This window comes from Phycicoccus sp. HDW14 (genome assembly GCF_011383005.1).
GTDB lineage: Bacteria > Actinomycetota > Actinomycetes > Actinomycetales > Dermatophilaceae > Phycicoccus.
This window is the reverse complement of record NZ_CP049935.1, coordinates 1694251-1712731: the sequence shown is the minus strand read 5'-3', so window position 1 is coordinate 1712731 and position 18481 is coordinate 1694251. Positions and strand designations below refer to the sequence as shown.

Genomic DNA, 18481 nt, shown 5'->3' with positions numbered 1-18481 from the left:
GTCGAGCGACGACGGAAGGAGCGGCCGTGGCCGACACCGTGGACGAGTACCTCGCGCAGTTCGACGGCGAGGTGCGCGCCCGGCTGGAGACGATGCGCGACGTCGTGCGCGCCGCCGCGCCCGAGGCCGTCGAGTCGATGGCCTACGGCATGCCCGCCTACAAGCTCGACAAGAAGCCGCTCGTCTACTTCGCGGGCTTCGACAAGCACGTCGGCTTCTACGCGACGCCCAACGGGCACGAGGCCTTCGCCGAGGACTTCGCCCGCTACAAGCAGGGCAAGGGCTCGGTGCAGTTCCCGCACAGCGAGCCGCTGCCGACCGACCTCGTGCGCCGGGTCGTCGAGTTCCGCATCGGGTCCGTCAGGGGCTGACGCGCGGCGTCAGCGCACGCCGCGGACCCGGAACTGGATGCTGATGCGCGGGCCGACCGGCTTGGCGGTCTTCGGCACGCAGTGGTCCCAGGTGCGCTGGCAGGAGCCGCCCATGACGACGAGGTCGCCGTGGCCGGCGGAGACACGCACCGAGGAGCCGCCGTCGCGCGGCCGGAGCACGAGGTCGCGCGGGGCGCCGACGGACAGGATGGCGACCATCGTGTCCTGCTCGCGGCTGCGCCCGATGCGGTCGCCGTGCCAGGCGACGGAGTCCTGCCCGTCGCGGTAGAGGCAGAGCCCGGCGGTGACGAACGGCTCGCCGAGCTCGTCGGCGTAGTGCGCCGACAGCGCCTCGCGGCACTCGTCGAGGGCGAGGTGGGGGAGGCGGTCGCGCTCGCCGTAGAAGTGCAGCAGGCGCGGGACGTCGACCACCGAGTCGTACATCTGCCGCCGCTCGGCGAACCACGGGACGTCACGCCGCAGCGCCTCGTAGAGCTCGTCGGCACCCCCGACCCACGCCGGGCGCTCGTCGACCCACGCGCCGAGGGTCAGCGGGGTGCGCCGCACGGCGTCGGCGAGCGGACGGACCTCGATGCCGTCGGCGAGGTCGAGGAGCGAGCCCTGGAGCACGGCCATGGCAGCACGATACGTGGCAATCGAACACCTGTCCAACGCACGTCGGGCCGGTGGGGTTGGATGGAGGGGTGGCGGTGGTCGAGCAGGTCGTGCGCGAGCCGGTCGACGTCCCTGCCCTGCGGGCCTGGCTGGTCGCCCACGCCGTGCCCGGGGTCGACGAGGTCGACACGGGCGCGGACGGGTCGAGCACCCACCGCAGGGCGCTCCCTGACGGCACGCGCCTCGAGGTGCACCTCCCGGCCGACGGTCCGCCGGTGCTGCGCACGACGGGTGGAGCGTCCGGCACGCAGGTCGGGCGGCGCTGGCTGGGCCTGGACCACGACCCGGCACCGGGCGTCGCGGTGCTGGCCGACGACCCCGTCCTCGGCCCCCTCGTCCGTTCCCGCCCGCTCGTGCGCGTCCCGGGTGCGCCCGACCCGTTCGAGGCCGTCGTGAACGTCGTGCTCGGGCAGCACGTCTCGCTCGCCGCCGGGCGCGTCTTCGCCGGACGGCTCGCCGCCGCCCACCCCGTCACCGCGGAGGCGCTGGCCGGCCTCGCCCCGGACGCCCTTCGCGTCGCGGTCGGCGTCACCGGCGCTCGAGCGGTCACGCTCGTCGCCCTGGCCCGGGCGGTGCTCGACGGCCTCGACCTCGCGCCGCAGCCCGACCCCGACGCGCGGGCCGCGACGCGCGCCGCGCTGCTGGCCCTGCCGGGCGTCGGCCCGTGGACGGCCGACCTCGCCGCGATGCGCTGCCTGCGCGACCCGGACGTCTTCCTGCCCGGCGACCTCGTCCTGCGCAAGGCGCTCGGCGGGGTCACCGCGCGCGAGGCCGCCGGGCTGGCCGAGGCGTGGGCGCCGCACCGCAGCCTCGCCGTCGTCCACCTGTGGACCCACCACGCCCTCGACCCTCGCTGACCCCGGAGGCAGGAGCAGGCGACGCGGGCCGAGATCCGATGTTCCCGAGCGGGCGGTCACGAGGGGTGGCAGAAGGTCGTCGTCCGCGGTGGGTCAGAGCCATCTGCCACCCTTCGCCGGGCCACGGGACCGGTGACGGCCATGACGGGCTCCTCCGGGCCCGCCCGGATGAGCCGCGGCGGGGGAGCGCGGCGATGTCACCGCGAGGCACGACAATGGGCGGGTGCCCCTCTACCGCGACGAGGCGATCGTCCTGCGCACCCACAAGCTGGGTGAGGCCGACCGCATCGTCACCGTGCTCTCGCGGCGCCTCGGCAAGCTGCGCATCGTCGGGAAGGGCGTGCGCCGCACCAAGTCCCGCTTCGGCGCGCGACTCGAGCCGGGCATGCACATCGACGTCCAGTGCTACGAGGGAAGGAACCTCGACACCGTGACGCAGGTCGAGACCCTCGACCCCTGGGGCGAGGCCATCGCCCGCGACTACCCGGCGTGGACCGCCGCCACGGCCGTCCTCGAGACCTGCGACCGGCTCACCGAGGAGCGCGAGCCCGCCCTCCAGCACTACCTCCTGCTCGCCGGCGCGCTGCGCAGCCTGGCCCAGCGCGAGCACGACTCCGCGCTCGTCCTCGACGCCTACCTCCTGCGGGCGATGGCCGTCAGCGGGTACGCCCCGAGCTTCCACGACTGCGCCAAGTGCGGTGCACCGGGCCCGCACCGGGCCTTCCACGTCGCCGCCGGCGGGGTGGTCTGCCCGGTCTGCCGGCCGCCGGGCTCGGCCGCCCCGGCCCCCGACACCCTGCGGCTGCTGGCCGCCCTCCTCGCCGGCGACTGGATGCTCGCCGACGGCTCCCCGGACCGCAACCGCCGGGAGGGCAGCGGACTGACCGCCGCCTTCCTCCAGTGGCACCTCGAACGCGGCATCCGCAGCCTCCGTATGGTGGAGCGGTGAGCGCGTCGACCCGCTACGAGCCGCCCTTCCCGCACCCCAGCGGCGCGCTCGCCCCCGTCATCGACCCCCGCCGGATGCCCAAGCACGTCGCGGTCGTCATGGACGGCAACGGCCGGTGGGCCAACCAGCGCGGCCTGCCCCGCACCAAGGGGCACGAGGCGGGCGAGGCGGCGCTGCTCGACGTCGTCGCCGGCGCCATCGAGGTCGGGGTCACGCACCTGTCGGCCTACGCGTTCAGCACCGAGAACTGGAAGCGCAGCCCCGACGAGGTGCGCTTCCTCATGGGCTTCAACCGCGACGTCATCCGCCGCCGCCGCGACCAGCTGCACGCCTGGGGCGTCCGGATGCGGTGGGTCGGGCGGCGCCCGCGGCTCTGGGGCTCGGTCATCACGGAGCTCGAGACCGCGCAGGAGCTGACGCGGCACAACACCGGCCTGACGCTCTACTTCTGCGTCAACTACGGCGGGCGCGCCGAGATCGGGGACGCGGTGCAGCGCCTCGCCGAGGACGTCGCGCGGGGGCGGCTCAAGGCCTCGCGCGTCGACGAGCGCACGGTCGCGCGCTACCTGCCCGAGCCGGACATGCCCGACGTCGACCTCTTCGTCCGGTCCTCGGGCGAGCAGCGCACGAGCAACTTCCTGCTGTGGCAGAGCGCCTACGCCGAGATGGTCTTCCAGGACCGGCTCTGGCCCGACTACGACCGCCGCGACCTCTGGGCCGCCGTCGAGTCCTACGTCGACCGCGAGCGCCGGTACGGCGGGGCCGTCGACGCACCCGGGTCGGCACCCGCCTGAGGACGGCCGCTGTCGGCGGTCGGCGCTACCGTCCGCCCATGGTCACCTCCGAGGCGGTCGTCCGCCTGTTCCCCGACGTCGCCGCGACGGCGGCCGCCCTCCTCCGCCACCCCGAGGTCGCCCGGCGCTGGGCCGACGAGAGCGCCTGCGAGGGGATGAGCGTCGGCGGCCTGGCCCACCACCTCGCCGGGCAGGCCCGCAACACCGTCCTGCTGCTCGACGCCGCGCCGGTCGACGCCGAGGTCCTCACCGTCGAGCAGCACTACCAGCACGCGCCGTGGGTGCGCGCCGGCCTCGACGACGACGAGAACACCTCCATCCGCGACGCCTCCGACCAGCGCGCCGCGGCCGGCCCCGACGCCCTCCTCGCCGAGCTCGACGCCGACCTCGACGGCGTCCGGCGAGTCCTCGCTCCGGTGCTCGACGGAACCCGCAGCACCCCGGTGCACGTGCCGTGGCAGGGCTGGTCGCTCACCGTCCCCGACTTCCTCGTCACCCGCGTCATGGAGGTGCTCGTGCACTCCGACGACCTCGCGGCGAGCATCGGGGTGCCGACCCCCCAGTTCGCGCCGGAGGCCGGGTACGTGGCGCTCGGGCTCCTGGCCTCGGTGGCCGCCGACCGGCACGGGCAGACGGCGATGGTGCGCCACCTCAGCCGGCCGCAGCGCGCGGCCGGGCCGGTCAGCGCGTTCTAGCGGCGGCGCAGGCCGCGCAGAGCCCGTCGATCTCGACGGTGTGGCGGATCTCGGTGAACCCGTGCTCGGCCGCCACGGCCTCCGCCCAGCGCTCGACGGCGTCGCCGGTCACCTCCACGGCCAGCCCGCACGAGCGGCACACGACGTGGTGGTGGTGGTCGTCGGTGGCGCACGAGCGGTACACGGCCTCGCCGTCGGCGGTGCGGATGACGTCGACCTCGCCGTCGCCGGCCATGGCCTGCAGGTTGCGGTAGACCGTCGCCAGCCCGACCCGCTCGTCGCGGCGGGCCAGCGCGGCGTGGATCTCCTGCGCGGACCGGAACTCCGCAGTGCCCGACAGCGCCTCGGCGATGGCCGTCCGCTGGCGGGTGGGGCGCCGGTCGGCGCGGTCGGTGCGCAGCTGCTCGCTCATCGGGTGCCGACCTCCTCGTGTCGTCCGTGCTCGTCGTAGTGACCCTCGTGCGCGGCGTGCCGGTGCCCGTCGTGCAGGTAGTCGACGTGGTCGCCGTGCTCGACGGCGTCGTGCCCGCAGCGTGGCCCGTGCTCGTGGTCGTGGCGCTCGGCCCGCAGGTGCGCGGCCCGCCGGACCCGCGCGAGCACCACCGCGCCGGCGTTGACGGCGAGGAAGAGCCCGATGGCCAACAGCACGATCGTCCCGCCGGACGGGGTCTCGGCCTCGTACGACACGACGACGCCGCCGACGCTGGCCACCACCCCGAGCAGCACCGCCCACCGCACGCTGGACCCGAAGCTGCGGGCCAGGAGCTGGGCGGTGGCGTTGGGGATGATCATCAGGGCGCTGATGAGCAGCAGGCCGACGACCCGCATCGAGACGACGACCGTCACGGCGGTGAGCACCGCGAGCACGAGGTTGTAGGCCATGACCGGCAGCCCGGCCGAGCGGGCGTACTCCTCGTCGTTGGCCACGGCGAAGAAGCGCTGGCGCAGCAGCACGGTCGTCGCGAGGACGACGGCGGCCAGCACGGCGAGGACGACGAGGTCGCCGCCGTCCGTCGTGAGGATGGCCCCGAAGAGGTAGGCCGTGAGGTTGGCCGGTGTGCTCGTGCTCGACCGCGAGATGAGCACGACGCCGAGCGCGATGCCGCCGTAGAACATCACGGCGAGGGCGACGTCGCCGCTCGTGCGGCCCGAGGCGCGGATCAGCTCGATGGCCACCCCCGCGAGGACCGCCGCGACGAGGGCGGTGAGGACCGGCTGCTGCCCGGTGAGGACGCCGACCGCGACGCCGGCGAGGGCCACGTGGCCCATCCCGTCGCCGATGAGCGACATCCGCCGCTGGACGAGGAAGGTGCCGACGAGCGGCGCGGCCACCCCGGCCAGCAGCGCGGCGAGCAGCGCCTGGCGCATGAAGCCGAGCTCGAGCATCTCAGTCACGGGAGACCTCCCGGCCGGGGTCGAGCGGCCCGTCGCCGAGCAGCGCCCGGGCGGGGACGCCGTCGTGTCGGTCGTCGTGGTGGTGGTCGCTGCCGCGCGAGTGGTCCTGCAGGTGGGCCGCGTACTCGGTGGGGGTGCCGTCGAAGTCGACGTGCCCGGAGTCCATGCAGACGATGCGCGTGACGACGTCGTGCAGCGCGTCGAGCTCGTGGGTGACGACGAGCATCGAGGTGCCGTCGGCCGCGAGGTGGCGCAGGACCTCGGCGAGGGCCAGCTGGTTCGCGTGGTCGACGCCGGCGGTCGGCTCGTCCATCACGAGCAGGTCGGGGTGGCCGGCGAGGGACCGGGCGATGAGGACGCGCCGCTGCTGGCCGCCCGAGAGCGAGGCGACCTCCTCGTCGGCGCGGTCGGCGAGGCCGACGGCGGCGATGGACTCGGTGACGACGGCGCGGTCGACCTTCGAGGCCGGGCGCCACCACGGGCGGTGCGGCAGCCGGCCGACGGCGACGATCTCGCGCACCGTGGCCCGCACCGACGACGAGAGCGAGTGCCGCTGGGGCACGTACCCGATCCGGGTGTGCTCGCGGAAGCGGTCGCGCGGGGTGCCGAGGAGCAGCACGTCGCCGCCGTGCTGCTCGGTGAGGCCGAGCAGCCCCCGCACGAGGGTCGACTTGCCCGAGCCGTTGGGCCCGAGCAGCGCCACGACCTCGCCGGGCAGGACGGTGAGGTCGACACCGGAGACGACCGTGCGGTCGGCGTACCCGAAGGACGCCGACCGCAGCTCGATGAGGGGGACCCGGTGCTCACCGGCACTGCTGCCCCTGGCGCAGCGTGTCGAGGTTGCTCCGCATGACCTCAAGGTAGTCCTTGCCCTTCGAGGTGTCGGTGATCCCCTCGATGGGGTCGAGCACCGCGACCGTCGCACCGGTCTCCCGGGCGAGGGTCTCGGTCAGCGCGGGGGAGACGAGCGTCTCGGCGTAGACGGTCTTCACGCCGTGCTCGCGCACGTGGGCGGCGAGGTCGCGCAGGGTCGCGGCGTCGGGCTCGGCGTCGGGGCTGAGGCCGGCGATGCCCTCCTGGCTCAGGCCGTAGCGCTGGGCCAGGTAGCCGAAGGCGGCGTGCCCGGTGACGAGGTCCTTGCTCGTGCAGTCGGCCAGCCCCTTCTCGAACTCGGCGTCGAGGGAGCCCAGCTCCTTCACGAGGGCGGCGGCGTTGGCGCGGTAGTCGGCGGCGTTCGTCGGGTCGGCGGTGGCGAGGCGCTCGCCGATGGCGGTCGTGACCTTCTCGAAGCGCACCGGGTCGAGCCAGAAGTGCGGGTCCTTGCCGGTGCCGTGCTCGGCGTGCGCGTCGGGGCTCTCGCCGGCGTGGTCGTGGCCCTCCTCGGTGGCCGTGAGGTCGAGGTCGGCGTCGGCCGAGACGTCGAACGCGGTCTTCTTCGCCTCCGCGGCGACGGCGTCGTCGACCGCCGGCTGGAACCCCGCGAGGTAGACCACGACGTCGGCGGAGGCGAGGCCGGCGACGTCCTTGGGCGTCAGCTCGAGGTCGTGGGGCTCGGCCCCGGGCTTGGTGAGCGAGCCGACCTCGACGTGGTCGCCGCCGACCTTCGCGGTGGCCCACTGGAGCGGGTAGAAGGCGGCGGTCACCCGGAGCCGGCCATCCCCTCCGGACCCGGAACCGCCTCCGGTACCGGAGGACCCGCAGGCGGTCAGGGCGAGCAGGGCGGTGGCGGCGAGGGCGAGAGGGGCACGGCGCATGGGAACGATTCTCATCCTAGATGAGAACCGTTGTCAAACTGCGTCTCGCCGACGTCCCTCCATCGACCGACAGCTCTCGTCAGGTGCGGGGGAAGGCCTGGGTGAGCATGACGGCGATCATCAGGCCGATGACGGCCAGGCGCATCAGCTGCTCGGTGAAGCGCAGCCGCGGCCAGGCGAGGGCGAGGATCCACGCGAGGACCAGGACGACGACCCCGATGAGCAGCCAGCCGGGCGACGGCAGGAAGATGCCGGCGACCACGAGGGCGAGGATCCCGAGGAAGGGGACGAACCGCGGCAGCCCGTTGAGCCACGTCACGGCGGGCAGGCTGGTGCGTTCGAAGGACTGGCGCAGGCTCGACACGAGGCCCGATCCTACGGGCCGCGGGGGAACCGGTTCGGGGCGCCCCGGCCCGCGCCGATAGCCTTGCGCCCATGGCCGCCCCCACCTCCGTCGTCGACACCGTCGTCTCCCTCTGCAAGCGCAGGGGCTTCGTCTTCCCCTGCGGGGAGATCTACGGCGGCACGCGCTCGGCGTGGGACTACGGGCCGCTCGGCGTCGAGCTCAAGGAGAACATCAAGAGGCAGTGGTGGAAGGCGATGGTCACCGGCCGCGAGGACGTCGTCGGCCTCGACTCCTCGATCATCCTGCCCCGCCAGACCTGGGTCGCCTCCGGCCACGTCGGCGAGTTCACCGACCCCCTCACCGAGTGCCAGTCCTGCCACAAGCGCTTCCGCGTCGACCACATGCAGGAGGCCATCGCCGAGAAGGAGGCGAAGAAGGGCAAGGAGGTCGACCCCGACTCCATCGCCCTCACCGACATCGCCTGCCCCAACTGCGGCACCCGCGGGCAGTGGACCGAGCCGCGCGAGTTCAACATGATGCTCAAGACCTACCTCGGCGTCATCGAGGACGAGTCGGGCCTGCACTACCTGCGCCCCGAGACCGCCCAGGGCATCTTCGTCAACTTCCTCAACGTCATGCAGGCCTCGCGCCGCAAGCCGCCGTTCGGCATCGGCCAGACCGGCAAGAGCTTCCGCAACGAGATCACCCCCGGCAACTTCATCTTCCGCACCCGCGAGTTCGAGCAGATGGAGATGGAGTTCTTCGTCAAGCCCGGCGAGGACGAGGAGTGGCACCAGTACTGGATCGACGAGCGCACCCGCTGGTACACCGACCTCGGCATCGCCCCCGAGAACCTGCGCCACTACGAGCACCCGCAGGAGAAGCTCTCGCACTACTCGAAGCGCACCGTCGACATCGAGTACCGCTTCAACTTCGCCGGGAGCGAGTGGGGCGAGCTCGAGGGCATCGCCAACCGCACCGACTTCGACCTCAGCACGCACTCGAAGCACTCGGGCACCGACCTCGTCTACTTCGACCAGACGACCGGCGAGAAGTACACGCCCTACGTCATCGAGCCGGCAGCCGGCCTCTCCCGCAGCCTGATGACCTTCCTCGTCGACGCCTACACCGAGGACGAGGCCCCGAACACCAAGGGCGGGGTCGACAAGCGCGTCGTGCTCAAGCTCGACCCGCGGCTCGCGCCGGTCAAGGCCGCCGTGCTGCCGCTCTCGCGCAACGCCGACCTGTCGCCGAAGGCCAAGGACCTCGCGGCCCGGCTGCGGCGCAGCTGGAACATCGAGTTCGACGACGCCGGCGCCATCGGCCGCCGCTACCGCCGCCAGGACGAGATCGGCACGCCGTTCTGCATCACCGTCGACTTCGACACCCTCGAGGACCAGGCGGTCACCATCCGCGAGCGCGATGCGATGACCCAGGAGCGGGTGGCGCTCGACCAGGTCGAGGGCTACCTCGCCCAGCGCCTGCTCGGCTGCTGAGCCGGGCGCGGCCGGCGCTCAGTCCTCGTCGCCGTACTCGGCCCACACGGCCTCGGCGTCGGGCACCCGCCCGGCCCGGTCGAGGGCACGCGCCAGCGCACCGGCGACCTCGACCCGCTCGTCGTCCATCCCGGCGGCGGTGAGCTCGCGCAGCGACCGGCGCAGCGCTGGCTCGGCCTGCTCGAGCCGGTCGGCCTCGGCGAGCACGACGCCGGTCTCGGCGCGCAGCACCAGCTCGAAGTCGCCGCCCACGAGCGCCTCGGCCCGGGCCAGCCGGTCGAGGGCCTCGTCGGTGCGACCGGCCTCGGCGAGCAGGTGCGCCCCCTCGCGCAGCACGTCGGGCTCGAGGACCTCGGGGTCGAACGGGTCGTCGCCGAGGACGTCGGGGGGCAGCGCGGCCGCGAAGGCCTCGACCTCCGGGAGCACCGTGTCGAGGTCGGCCAGCCCGCCGTCGACGTCACCCGAGGCCGCCCGGACCGCCGCGCGCGAGCGCAGCGCCTCGAGCAGGACGGGCAGGGTGGCGCTGCGCCGGGCGAGGACGACGGCCGCCTCGAGGTCGCTCGCGGCGGCGCCGAGGTCCTCGGCGTCCCAGGCGGCGGTGCCCGCGCGGTAGCGGGCGTGGGCCGCCTCCTCGACCCGACCGGCCTCCTCGAAGGCCTCGGCGGCGGTCTCGAACGCCTCCCGCGCCTCGGTGAAGGCCCGGAGGGCCAGCGCCGCGTTGCCGAGGGCCCACGCGGTGGGGCCGAGCAGCTCGGGGACGTCGCGACGGACGACGGGCACGGCGGCGGCCAGCAGCTCGGCGGCCTCGACCGGCCGCCCCTGCTCGACCCACGACAGCCCGAGGTGGCGCTGGGCCACGGCGAGCGCGACGGGGTCGCGCAGCCGGACGGCGAGGGCGAGGGCGTCGGCGGCGCGCGGCTCGAGCTCGGTCCAGGCGCCCCGGTCGACGACGAGGTCGCACCACGCGAAGAGCACCGCCATCCGGGTGCCGTCGGGCACACCGGGGTACGCGGCCGCGCGGGCGTACAGCTCCTCGGCGGCGTCGAGGTCGCCGGTGGAGCGGGCCACCCGGGCGCGCAGGTCGAGGCCCTGGACGACGAGGACCGGGTGCCCGGACGCCAGCTGCTCGGCTTCGTCGACGAGCCGGTGCCCGAGGGCGGGGTCGGTGCCGAACGCGGCCGGGGCGGCGTCGAGGAGGCACAGGGCGCGACGGTACGGCTGGTGCAGCTCACCGTGGTCGGCGGCGGCCCGCAGCAGCAGCTCGACGGCGTCGGCCGGCCGGGTCGTCAGGGCGTACCAGCGGCGGCTGGCCGCCGACGCCTCGCCCCATCCGGCCTCGCCGAGGGCCTCGACCGCCGTGAGGGCACGCTGCCGGGCGCGGGCGACCTCGGGGGCCTCGGGGCCGAACGTCGCGATCGCCTCCCGGACGTCGAGCACCGAGAGCTCGCAGCGGGCCTGGGCCGCCCCCTCGTCGTCGCCGGCCCGCTCGGCCTCCCCGACGGCCTCGTCGAGCCGGATGCGCTCGCGGACGGGGTCACGCAGCAGGTGCACCGAGCTGCGGTCGAGCAGGGCCGCGGCGGACCAGTGCACCGGCTCGGACAGGAGCGGCAGGGCGGCCTCGCGGGTCTCGAGCCAGCCGCGCAGCAGCCGCTCTAGCGCGGGGTCGAGGTCGCGCCGCCAGCGACGGGCGCGCTCGGCGATGTCGACGACCTCGGCGGCGTCCTCGGGGGCCGCAGCCGGGACCCGGCACCGGCCGGGGGCGCCGGCATCCGGGTCGGCGGGAGGGTGGGCTCGGGGGAGACGGCGCGGTCGTCGAGGGCCGCGGCCAGAGCGTCGCTGGTGGCGGTGTCGCCGGCCGTGCGGTCGGCCTGCCGGGCGAGCTCGTGGCCGAGGGCGGCCAGCTCGGCCTCGGCGGTGCCGGCGTCGCGGTGCCCGACCCGTTCGGGCGCCATCCCGAGGGACCGGGCGTGGCCCAGCACCCATCCGGCCGTGGCGGCGAGCCACATCCGGTCGGCGTCGGTGGTCAGGGTGTCGACCCGGTCGACGCGGGGCAGCAGCAGGTCGAGGGCCCGGTCGGTGTTGCCGATCCGGACGAGCGCGCGCAGGCAGGAGGCGGCGCCCCGGGCCGCGCCCTCGGCATCGGCGACGAGCGGCCAGCAGCGCCGGAACCCGGCGACGGCCCGCTCGAGGTCGCCGGCCGCCGCGAGGGCCTCGACCTCGGCACAGGCCTGCACCGGGCCGCCCGGGGCGTCGGGGGCGGCCTGGACCTCGGGTGCCTCGCTCATGACGTCGAGCCAACCAGATCGGTGCGACGATGTCGCCAGGAGGTGTCGATGGTGTCGGACGAGCGGGCGGCGGCGCGGCCGGAGGCCGACTTCGTCGACTTCGCCGGTGTCCACGAGGGGCCGGCGCTGCGGGTCGCCGCGCTCGTCTGCGGTGACGCCGCCACCGCGGAGCGGGTCGTCCTCGAGGCGCTCGCCGCCATCGCCTCCGACTGGGGCACCGCCCGGGAGGAGGGGCCGGCCGCTGCGCTGCGCGCCGAGCTGCACCGCCGTGCGCTGGACGCCGCACCCCCTGAGGTCCCCGGGCCCGACGGCCTCGGTCCTCCCACCGCCGCGGACGTCGAGCCCCGGGGCGACCTGCTCACCGAACGGCGCGTGGCCACCCTCGCCGTGCTGACCCGGCTCACCGCGCGGCAGCGGTCGCTCGCCGCCCTGCGCTGGCTCGAGGAGCGACCCGACGCCGAGACCGCGAGGCTCAGCGGGCTGGACGCGGCCGGGTTGCGGGACGGCCTCGACACGATCCGCGCCGGCCTCGGACCGGTGCTCGGTGTCGAGGAGGGCGACCCCCCGCCCACCGACGACGAGGTCCGCGACCTCCTCGAGCTCGTCACCGACGAGGAGCCCGGGCAGACCCCGCTGGCCGACCGGGCCTGGGCGCTGGCCCGGGAGCGCCGTCGCACGCTCCGGCGGCGCGTCCTCCTCGGCGGCGTCGCGGTCCTGGCCGGTGGAGCGGCCACGGTGTCGGTGCTCGGCCGGGAGGACCCACCCGCCCGCCGCCCCGCCCCGAGCCCGTCGCCGAGCCCCGGGGACGAGCGCCTCGACGGCGTGGTCGTCGCGGGCGCCACCGTCCACCTGGCGCCGACACCCGAGGCCGAGGCGCGCCTCCCGCTCTACCCGGACGCCCGGCAGCTGGCCCTCCCCGAGCGCCTCGGTCCGGGCAACGGGCCCCTCGAGCTGCTCTCCCCGGCGGGCACGACGGCCTCGGTGCGGGCCGTGTACCTCGTGCGGGTCACCGACGAGGGGTACCAGCCCGCCCTCTTCCTGCCCCGGCAGTCCCCGAACCCGGTGCTCGTCGCGATGGCCCCGCTGCGGGGAACCGTCGACGCCTCGGGCAACGCCTCGTTCCCGATCGGCCCGCGGACCATCGACTCCGACCGGCATCGGCTCGTCTTCGCCCAGCCCGGGGCCGTCGTCCTGCTCGAGGTGCGCAGCGGCCGGACCCGACGCTTCCCGGTGCCGGACCAGACCCTCACGACGGCCGGCTGGGCCACCGACGCACGGACCGTGGTCGCGACGAGCGAGAAGAAGTCGTGGCTCGTCGACACCCGCACCGGAGAGGTGTCCGAGACCGTCGTGCCCGTCAATGCGGGCTGGGCCGACATCGGGGTCGCCGGGGGCGACACCGTGATCCGCGGGTACTCCGGGCGGGGCTCGATCGTCGACGTCGTCTCCCTCGAGGGCCCCCAGATCGACGTGCACGGCGAGTCGATCTCGAACATCGAGGGGTGGGCCTGCAGTGCCGCATACCTCGGGCCGATCGAGGCCACGGGCAACCGCATCGAGGGCCTGGCCGCCGCGCAGCGCGACACCCGGCCCTACCTCACCGTGCTCGCGGCATCGACGGCCGAGGGCGTGATGGCCACGCCGTACCGACCGCTCGGCTGGGGCCCGCGCGACACCGTGCTGCTGGAGTCGCGCACCCTGTCCAGCGTCGGCCGCCCGGTGCTGCGGCTGCTCGCGTGGGACGTCATCGAGGCCCGTCTCTACCAGGTCGCCGAGCTCGACACCCCGGCCTACCCGGCGCCGGGCGCGTCCGACGACCTCTTCACCGGCGCCTGGGCGCTCTGAGCCGGGTGGCTCAGCCGGGCTCCGGGCCGGTGGCCACCGGGCGGGCCGGGTCCTCGATCCACTCGCTCCAGGAGCCGACGTAGGGATGGCCTCGATGCGGACCGTGTGCAGGGCCAGCGCCATCTGGGCCGCCGTGACACCGCTGCCGCAGCTCGTGCCGACCGGGGTGTCGCGGTGCACGCCGGCCGCCGCGGCGCGCTCGCGCACCTGCGCCGGGGGCAGGAACGTGCCGTCGTCGGCGAGCAGCTCGGTCATCGGCAGGTTCACGGCGCCCGGGACGTGCCCGGCGAGCCGGTCGACGGGCTCGACCTCGCCGCGGTAGCGCTCGGCCGCCCTCACGTCGAGCAGGACGCCGGCGCGGGCCATCGTCGCGGCACCCTCGGCGTCGAGGACGGGGACCGAGCCGGGCCGCACCGCGAGGTTGCCGCGGGGTGGGGTGGGGACGTCGGTGGTCACCGCGCCGCCGGCCCGCTGCCAGGCCGCGAGCCCGCCGTCGAGGACGCGCACCTGCGGGTGGCCGGCCCAGCGCAGCACCCACCAGGCGCGCGCAGCCGAGAGCGAGGTGCGCTGGTCGTAGACGACCACCTCGTCGTCGTCGTGGATCCCGCTGGCGCGCAACGCCTCCTGCAGCACCTCGGGGTCCGGGAGGGGATGCCGGCCGTGGGCGCCGGGCGGGCCGGCGAGGGCGACGTCGAGGTCGAGGAAGGGTGCGCCCGGCAGGTGGCCGGCGGCGTACAGCTCGGCGCCGGGGGTGCCGACGAGGGTGTACTGGACGTCGAGCACGCGCACCTCGTCGCGCGCCAGGGCGGTCGCGAGGTCGTCGGCGGTGATGAGGGCGCTCACCCGGTCATCCAACCACCGGCCGCTGGTGGACGGCCGTGCGCGAGGATGGCCGCGTGGCTCCCCGCGTCCGGCTCGTCCTCGTCCACGGCTCCCAGCTGAGCCGGGCGATGTGGGCGCGGTACGGGGCGCTGCTCGGACCCGACGTCGACCTCGTGCTCCCCGACCTCCCGGCCCACGGCGCGCGCCGCGACGGACCGTTCACCTGGGAGGGCGCGCTCGACGTCGTCGGCGAGGCGGTCGGGGCCGACGACGGCGTGCCGGTCGTGCTCGCCGGCCACAGCCTCGGCGGCTACCTCGTGATGGCGTGGGCCGCCCGCCACCCGACGCGGCTCGCGGGCCTCGGGTTGCTCGGCGCCTCGGCCGTGCCGGCCGGCCCGGGGGCGGCCGTGTACCGCGGCCTGGCCCGGCTCGAGCAGCGGCTCGGCCCGGACCGGATGTCACGGGCGCTGGACCGCCAGTTCGACGCCCTCCTGCCACCGGCCTTCGCCGCGCTGCTCAAGGAGGCGGGCTACGGGTTCGACGGCATCCCCGACGCGTGGGCCGGCGTCATGGGGGAGTGCCGCCCCGAGATGCTCGCCGAGGTCACCGCGCCCGTGCTGCTCGTCAACGGCCAGCTCGACCAGCTCCGGGTGGACGTGCGCCGCTTCCGGAAGGCGGCCCGCTCGGCGCCGTGGGTGCACGTCGTCACGGTGCCGCGGGGGCTGCACGTCTTCCCGCTGACCCACCCGGCCGAGACCGTCGCCGCCCTCTGGGAGCTGGTGTCCTGGGCCCGCCGCGCGGGCTGAGGCGGCGACGCCGATTCACGGTCCGGGCCCGGTCCGGGCGAGAATGGTCGGCGCCATGACCACCACCGCCACGTCCGCCCCCGTGCTGCCGCCCCTGCGCATCGGCCGCCACGTCGTCGAGTCGCCCGTCGTCCTCGCGCCGATGGCCGGCATCACCAACCGCGCCTTCCGCCGCCTGTGCCGCGAGTACGGCGCCGCCGGGGCCGAGGCCGGTGGGGCGTCGGGGGCCACGAGCCTCTACGTCGCCGAGATGGTCACCTCGCGCGCGCTCGTCGAGCGCACGCCCGAGACGATGCGCCTCATCTCGCACGGTCCGGAGGAGCAGCCGCGCTCGGTGCAGCTGTACTCGGTCGACCCCGCGACGGCCGGGCTGGCCGCGCGGATGCTCGTCACCGAGGACCTCGCCGACCACATCGACCTCAACTTCGGCTGCCCGGTCCCCAAGGTCACCCGCAAGGGCGGCGGGGCGGCGCTGCCGTGGAAGACCGAGCTGTTCCGCGGCATCGTGTCCTCGGTCGTGCGCGAGGCCGCACGCTTCGACGTCCCCGTCACCGTGAAGATGCGGGTCGGCATCGACGCCGAGCACGTCACCTACCTCGACGCCGGCCGGATCGCCGAGGCCGAGGGGCGGCGGCCGTCGCCCTGCACGGCCGGACGGCGGCGCAGGCGTACTCGGGGCAGGCCGACTGGGAGGCGATCGCGCGCCTCAAGGAGGCGGTGACGTCCGTCCCGGTGCTCGGCAACGGCGACATCTGGTCCGCCGAGGACGCCCTCGAGATGGTGCGCCGCACCGGCTGCGACGGCGTCGTCGTCGGGCGCGGGTGCCTCGGGCGGCCGTGGCTGTTCACCGACCTCGCGGCGGCGTTCGCAGGGTCGGACGAGCGGGTGACGCCGGGGCTGCGGGAGGTGGCGTCGGTGCTGCGCCGGCACGCCGAGTACCTCGTCGACTTCTACGACGGCGACGAGCTGCGCGGCTGCCGCGACATCCGCAAGCACATCGCCTGGTACCTCAAGGGGTTCCCGGCCGGGTCGACCGTGCGCAACCAGCTCGCCCTCGTCGACTCGCTCGCGGCGCTCGACGAGCTCATCGCGACGATGGACCTCGACGCCCCGTGGCCGGGGGAGCCCGCGGAGGGTCCGCGCGGCCGGGCCGGGTCGCCGCGGGTCGTCGCGCTGCCCGAGAACTGGCTGCGCGGGCGCGAGCTCGACGACGCCCAGCGCGCGCAGGTCGCCCAGGCCGAGCTGTCGGTGTCCGGCGGCTGACGCCTTCGGCTCAGCCCCGGTCGCGGTTGCGGTCGCGGCCCGTACCGTCGTCCCGCCCGAAGACGCCGACCGAGATCCACGCCAGCGCCACGATGACGCCGCCGATCGCGGCGTAGCCCTTCGGGGCCTCGTCGAAGACCGCGAAGCTCGCGCCGTAGAGCAGCGTGATCGCGAGGGCGACGAAGGACAGGTAGCGGCGGTTCATGCTCCGACCCTAGGCGGCGCGCAGTGACCCCGGGTCCACCGACCGACGGACACCACCGTCCACCGCGGGTCGGGTCGAGAGGTCCCTGCCGACGGACGGCGCCCCGGCGAAACCGGTGTGATGGCACCGGTTTCGCCGGGTGCTGGCGCTCAGGCCACCCGTCCGACGACGCGGCCGAGCGCACACCGGGCCCACAGCGACGGCCGCGACCCGACCATCCCCGCACCCTGAGGGTCTCGTGGACGTCGACCGCGAGCTCGCACGGCTCGGCATCGACGTCGACCCATCCCGCCCGGAGGGTCACCCGGCCCTGCGCGGCGCTCCTCCGGTCTCGCCGGCGGTCACCCGCCAAGCCCTCACCCTCGTGTCCGAGCCTCCCGTCCAGCTCGACGACGACGGCCCAGTCCTCGAACTCGGCGTCGCGGCGCAGCCGGCCGCCCGACCCGACGGCAGGAGCCTGGAGACGAGGCTCGGGCAGCCCGTGCGCCCGCACGACGTCCCGGACGAAGCCGACCTCGAGCAGACTCTCCGCTCCGACGGCCACCACCCCCAGGGCGAGCTCCAGGTGCCGTCGGTGCCGGTGACGTGGTGCTGCGGCCAGTGCAGCGGCGAGCTCCTCCGGGTCACCCGACGGCACTGGACCCAGCGCGCTGCGGCTCCCACGGCGTCTCGCCAGCCCGTTCCGGGCGCCTCGGCGAGGTCGAGCACCGTACGGGCGGGCGTCGTCACGGCGAGCCCGTGACGTGTCACCGGGTGGTAGCCGGTTCGGGCCCGGACGCGGGTACCCGGCAGCCGCCGGACGTCGCGTCCGGCCGGGACCCAGAGCGTCACCACGGGGGAGGGGTGCGGGACACCCCGTGCACGAACTCGGCCGACGTCAGGGCCAGGGCGGCTCCCTCCCCGCCGCGCAGCAGGGCGGCGTGCGCCCGGCCGTACCAGTCCAGCTCGCCGGTCTGCGCGCGGTAGACGCCGCGGCCCAGGCGCCGCCACTGCCCGGACGAGACGCGCCACCGGACGGCGTCCTCCGTGAGCCCGCTCGCGAGGGCCTGGGCGGTCGAGCACACCCCGTGCTGCGCGTGGACGAGCCGGTCGAGGTCCATCAGCCGATCCTGCCGCTCCGAGGGAGGCACCCCGGCGTCGTCCACAGGCGGGATCCGCACCCGGCGTAACCGGTGTGATGGCACCGGTTACGTCGGGTGCTGGGGTGCGTCGGTGGGCGCGGCTAGGGTCTGCGCATGGCGAGGCGGCAGATCGGCACCCCCGGAGGCACGCCCGAGCAGCCGGCCCTGTTCTTCGCCGACGGTGCGGAGTTCGGGCGCTGGCTCGCGGCGCACCACGACACCGCGCCCGAGCTCTGGATGGGCCTGTGGAAGAAGGACTCCGGCCGCGGAGGCATCACGTGGGCCGAGGCCGTCCGCGAGGCGCTCTGCTGGGGCTGGATCGACAGTCGCGCCGAGCGCATCGACGACGACGCCCGTCGCCAGCGCTGGACCCCCCGCCGCAAGGGCAGCAACTGGAGCGCCGTCAACGTCGCCGCCGTCGAGGAGCTGACCGCGCAGGGCCGGATGCAGCCGAGCGGCCTGGCCGCCTTCGCCGAGCGCCGGGAGGACCGCACCGGCATCTACTCCTTCGAGCAGCCGCCCGCCGAGCTCACCCCCGCACAGGAGGCCGCGCTGCGGGCCGACCCCGCCGCCTCGGCCTTCTGGGACGTCGCCACCAACGGCTACCGGAGGATCGTCATCCACTGGCTCGGCGACGCCAAGCAGGAGGCCACCCGCGAGCGGCGCCTGGCGATGCTCGTCGAGGACTGCGCCGCCGGACGGCTGGTCAAGTTCCAGCGCTACGGCACACCGCCCACCTGGGTCGCCCGCGCCGCCGCCGCGGCCGCCGCTGCCCGCGAGGCCGCCGGCGGGTCGTAGGCTC

19 protein-coding genes and 3 pseudogenes are annotated in these 18481 nt (G+C 75.3%); 11 read left to right on the top strand and 11 right to left on the bottom strand.

The window, feature by feature from the left end; translation table 11 throughout:
- The first annotated feature begins 26 nt into the window (after window positions 1-26).
- Complete coding sequence (locus tag G7075_RS08465; RefSeq protein ID WP_205860658.1) at window positions 27-371, top strand: iron chaperone; 345 nt, start codon at window positions 27-29, stop codon at window positions 369-371.
- A 9-nt stretch (window positions 372-380) separates the two neighbouring features.
- Here the strand turns inward: G7075_RS08465 and G7075_RS08460 are convergent, their stop codons facing one another.
- Window positions 381-1007, bottom strand: a complete 627-nt coding sequence (locus G7075_RS08460) for an alpha-ketoglutarate-dependent dioxygenase AlkB (RefSeq protein ID WP_205860657.1) — start codon at window positions 1005-1007, stop codon at window positions 381-383.
- A 68-nt stretch (window positions 1008-1075) separates the two neighbouring features.
- On the opposite strand from G7075_RS08460, the gene G7075_RS08455 reads away from it, so the two are divergent.
- The 4 genes from G7075_RS08455 to G7075_RS08440 all read left to right on the top strand — a co-directional run bounded on the left by G7075_RS08455 (window position 1076) and on the right by G7075_RS08440 (window position 4341).
- Window positions 1076-1903, top strand: a complete 828-nt coding sequence (locus G7075_RS08455) for an AlkA N-terminal domain-containing protein (protein ID WP_240917983.1) — start codon at window positions 1076-1078, stop codon at window positions 1901-1903.
- Window positions 1904-2126: 223 nt separating this feature from the next.
- A complete protein-coding gene (gene recO, locus G7075_RS08450) occupies window positions 2127-2852 on the top strand; it encodes a DNA repair protein RecO (protein ID WP_166120923.1) in 726 nt (241 codons plus the stop codon).
- Window positions 2849-3646 (top strand): isoprenyl transferase, encoded by a 798-nt coding sequence (locus tag G7075_RS08445; RefSeq protein WP_166120920.1) that lies wholly within the window; start codon window positions 2849-2851, stop codon window positions 3644-3646. Before recO ends, G7075_RS08445 begins: the two co-directional genes overlap by 4 nt.
- A 38-nt stretch (window positions 3647-3684) precedes the next feature.
- Window positions 3685-4341 carry a maleylpyruvate isomerase N-terminal domain-containing protein gene (locus G7075_RS08440; protein ID WP_166120917.1) on the top strand — a complete coding sequence of 219 codons (657 nt, stop codon included), beginning with the start codon at window positions 3685-3687 and terminating at the stop codon, window positions 4339-4341.
- Here the strand turns inward: G7075_RS08440 and G7075_RS08435 are convergent.
- The 5 genes and pseudogenes from G7075_RS08435 to G7075_RS08415 all read right to left on the bottom strand — a co-directional run.
- On the bottom strand, window positions 4328-4753 hold the full coding sequence (locus G7075_RS08435; RefSeq protein ID WP_166120914.1) for a Fur family transcriptional regulator: 426 nt from the start codon (window positions 4751-4753) through the stop codon (window positions 4328-4330). The genes G7075_RS08440 and G7075_RS08435 overlap by 14 nt on opposite strands.
- Window positions 4750-5736 carry a metal ABC transporter permease gene (locus tag G7075_RS08430; protein WP_166120912.1) on the bottom strand — a complete coding sequence of 329 codons (987 nt, stop codon included), beginning with the start codon at window positions 5734-5736 and terminating at the stop codon, window positions 4750-4752. The genes G7075_RS08435 and G7075_RS08430 overlap by 4 nt, the downstream gene beginning before the upstream one ends.
- Window positions 5729-6595 carry a metal ABC transporter ATP-binding protein gene (locus G7075_RS08425; protein WP_166120910.1) on the bottom strand — a complete coding sequence of 289 codons (867 nt, stop codon included), beginning with the start codon at window positions 6593-6595 and terminating at the stop codon, window positions 5729-5731. The genes G7075_RS08430 and G7075_RS08425 overlap by 8 nt, the downstream gene beginning before the upstream one ends.
- The gene (locus G7075_RS08420) at window positions 6540-7490 is read right to left on the bottom strand and encodes a metal ABC transporter solute-binding protein, Zn/Mn family (RefSeq protein ID WP_166120907.1); all 951 of its coding nucleotides are present in this window, start codon (window positions 7488-7490) and stop codon (window positions 6540-6542) included. The genes G7075_RS08425 and G7075_RS08420 overlap by 56 nt, the downstream gene beginning before the upstream one ends.
- Window positions 7491-7569: 79 nt before the next feature.
- Window positions 7570-7884: pseudogene (locus G7075_RS08415) on the bottom strand (DUF6703 family protein); the annotation flags it as partial.
- A gap of 41 nt (window positions 7885-7925) precedes the next feature.
- On the opposite strand from G7075_RS08415, the gene G7075_RS08410 reads away from it, so the two are divergent.
- Entirely contained in the window at window positions 7926-9332 is a 1407-nt protein-coding gene (locus G7075_RS08410; RefSeq protein WP_166120902.1) for a glycine--tRNA ligase, read from the top strand.
- A gap of 18 nt (window positions 9333-9350) precedes the next feature.
- On the opposite strand, the gene G7075_RS08405 is transcribed toward G7075_RS08410, so the two are convergent.
- Window positions 9351-10922, bottom strand: coding sequence for a hypothetical protein (locus G7075_RS08405; RefSeq protein WP_166120899.1), 1572 nt, complete (start codon window positions 10920-10922; stop codon window positions 9351-9353).
- 62 nt (window positions 10923-10984) lie between these two features.
- Window positions 10985-11617 (bottom strand): hypothetical protein, encoded by a 633-nt coding sequence (locus G7075_RS08400; protein ID WP_166120896.1) that lies wholly within the window; start codon window positions 11615-11617, stop codon window positions 10985-10987.
- 48 nt (window positions 11618-11665) lie between these two features.
- On the opposite strand from G7075_RS08400, the gene G7075_RS08395 reads away from it, so the two are divergent.
- Window positions 11666-13462 carry an RNA polymerase sigma factor gene (locus G7075_RS08395; protein WP_166120893.1) on the top strand — a complete coding sequence of 599 codons (1797 nt, stop codon included), beginning with the start codon at window positions 11666-11668 and terminating at the stop codon, window positions 13460-13462.
- A gap of 165 nt (window positions 13463-13627) precedes the next feature.
- Here the strand turns inward: G7075_RS08395 and G7075_RS08390 are convergent.
- Window positions 13628-14245: pseudogene (locus G7075_RS08390) on the bottom strand (sulfurtransferase); the annotation flags it as partial.
- Between the two features lie 113 nt (window positions 14246-14358).
- Here G7075_RS08390 and G7075_RS08385 point away from each other — a divergent pair.
- Window positions 14359-15090 carry an alpha/beta fold hydrolase gene (locus G7075_RS08385; RefSeq protein WP_166120890.1) on the top strand — a complete coding sequence of 244 codons (732 nt, stop codon included), beginning with the start codon at window positions 14359-14361 and terminating at the stop codon, window positions 15088-15090.
- A gap of 43 nt (window positions 15091-15133) precedes the next feature.
- Window positions 15134-16353, top strand: a pseudogene (gene dusB, locus G7075_RS08380) (tRNA dihydrouridine synthase DusB).
- A gap of 10 nt (window positions 16354-16363) precedes the next feature.
- On the opposite strand, the gene G7075_RS08375 reads toward dusB, so the two are convergent.
- Entirely contained in the window at window positions 16364-16558 is a 195-nt protein-coding gene (locus tag G7075_RS08375) for a hypothetical protein (protein WP_166120887.1), read from the bottom strand.
- A gap of 238 nt (window positions 16559-16796) precedes the next feature.
- Between G7075_RS08375 and G7075_RS08370 the strand changes: the two genes are divergently transcribed.
- Window positions 16797-17300: a hypothetical protein gene (locus G7075_RS08370; RefSeq protein ID WP_166120884.1), complete on the top strand. Its 504-nt coding sequence runs from the start codon at window positions 16797-16799 to the stop codon at window positions 17298-17300.
- Between the two features lie 85 nt (window positions 17301-17385).
- Here G7075_RS08370 and G7075_RS08365 read toward each other — a convergent pair whose 3' ends face one another.
- Window positions 17386-17658 (bottom strand): type IV toxin-antitoxin system AbiEi family antitoxin domain-containing protein, encoded by a 273-nt coding sequence (locus G7075_RS08365; protein ID WP_166120881.1) that lies wholly within the window; start codon window positions 17656-17658, stop codon window positions 17386-17388.
- Between the two features lie 135 nt (window positions 17659-17793).
- Here G7075_RS08365 and G7075_RS08360 point away from each other — a divergent pair, with 135 nt between their 5' ends.
- Window positions 17794-18477: a YdeI family protein gene (locus tag G7075_RS08360; protein WP_166120878.1), complete on the top strand. Its 684-nt coding sequence runs from the start codon at window positions 17794-17796 to the stop codon at window positions 18475-18477.
- The last annotated feature ends 4 nt before the right edge of the window (window positions 18478-18481 follow it).

Coding starts and splice junctions, on each gene's coding strand:
- G7075_RS08460 (WP_205860657.1), bottom strand. CDS start 1,007: ATGGCCGTGCTCCAGGGCTCGCTCCTCGACCTCGCCGACGGCATCGAG.
- G7075_RS08440 (WP_166120917.1), top strand. CDS start 3,685: ATGGTCACCTCCGAGGCGGTCGTCCGCCTGTTCCCCGACGTCGCCGCG.
- G7075_RS08435 (WP_166120914.1), bottom strand. CDS start 4,753: ATGAGCGAGCAGCTGCGCACCGACCGCGCCGACCGGCGCCCCACCCGC.
- G7075_RS08420 (WP_166120907.1), bottom strand. CDS start 7,490: ATGCGCCGTGCCCCTCTCGCCCTCGCCGCCACCGCCCTGCTCGCCCTG.
- G7075_RS08410 (WP_166120902.1), top strand. CDS start 7,926: ATGGCCGCCCCCACCTCCGTCGTCGACACCGTCGTCTCCCTCTGCAAG.
- G7075_RS08400 (WP_166120896.1), bottom strand. CDS start 11,617: ATGAGCGAGGCACCCGAGGTCCAGGCCGCCCCCGACGCCCCGGGCGGC.
- G7075_RS08395 (WP_166120893.1), top strand. CDS start 11,666: ATGGTGTCGGACGAGCGGGCGGCGGCGCGGCCGGAGGCCGACTTCGTC.
- G7075_RS08375 (WP_166120887.1), bottom strand. CDS start 16,558: ATGAACCGCCGCTACCTGTCCTTCGTCGCCCTCGCGATCACGCTGCTC.
- G7075_RS08365 (WP_166120881.1), bottom strand. CDS start 17,658: ATGGACCTCGACCGGCTCGTCCACGCGCAGCACGGGGTGTGCTCGACC.
- G7075_RS08360 (WP_166120878.1), top strand. CDS start 17,794: ATGGCGAGGCGGCAGATCGGCACCCCCGGAGGCACGCCCGAGCAGCCG.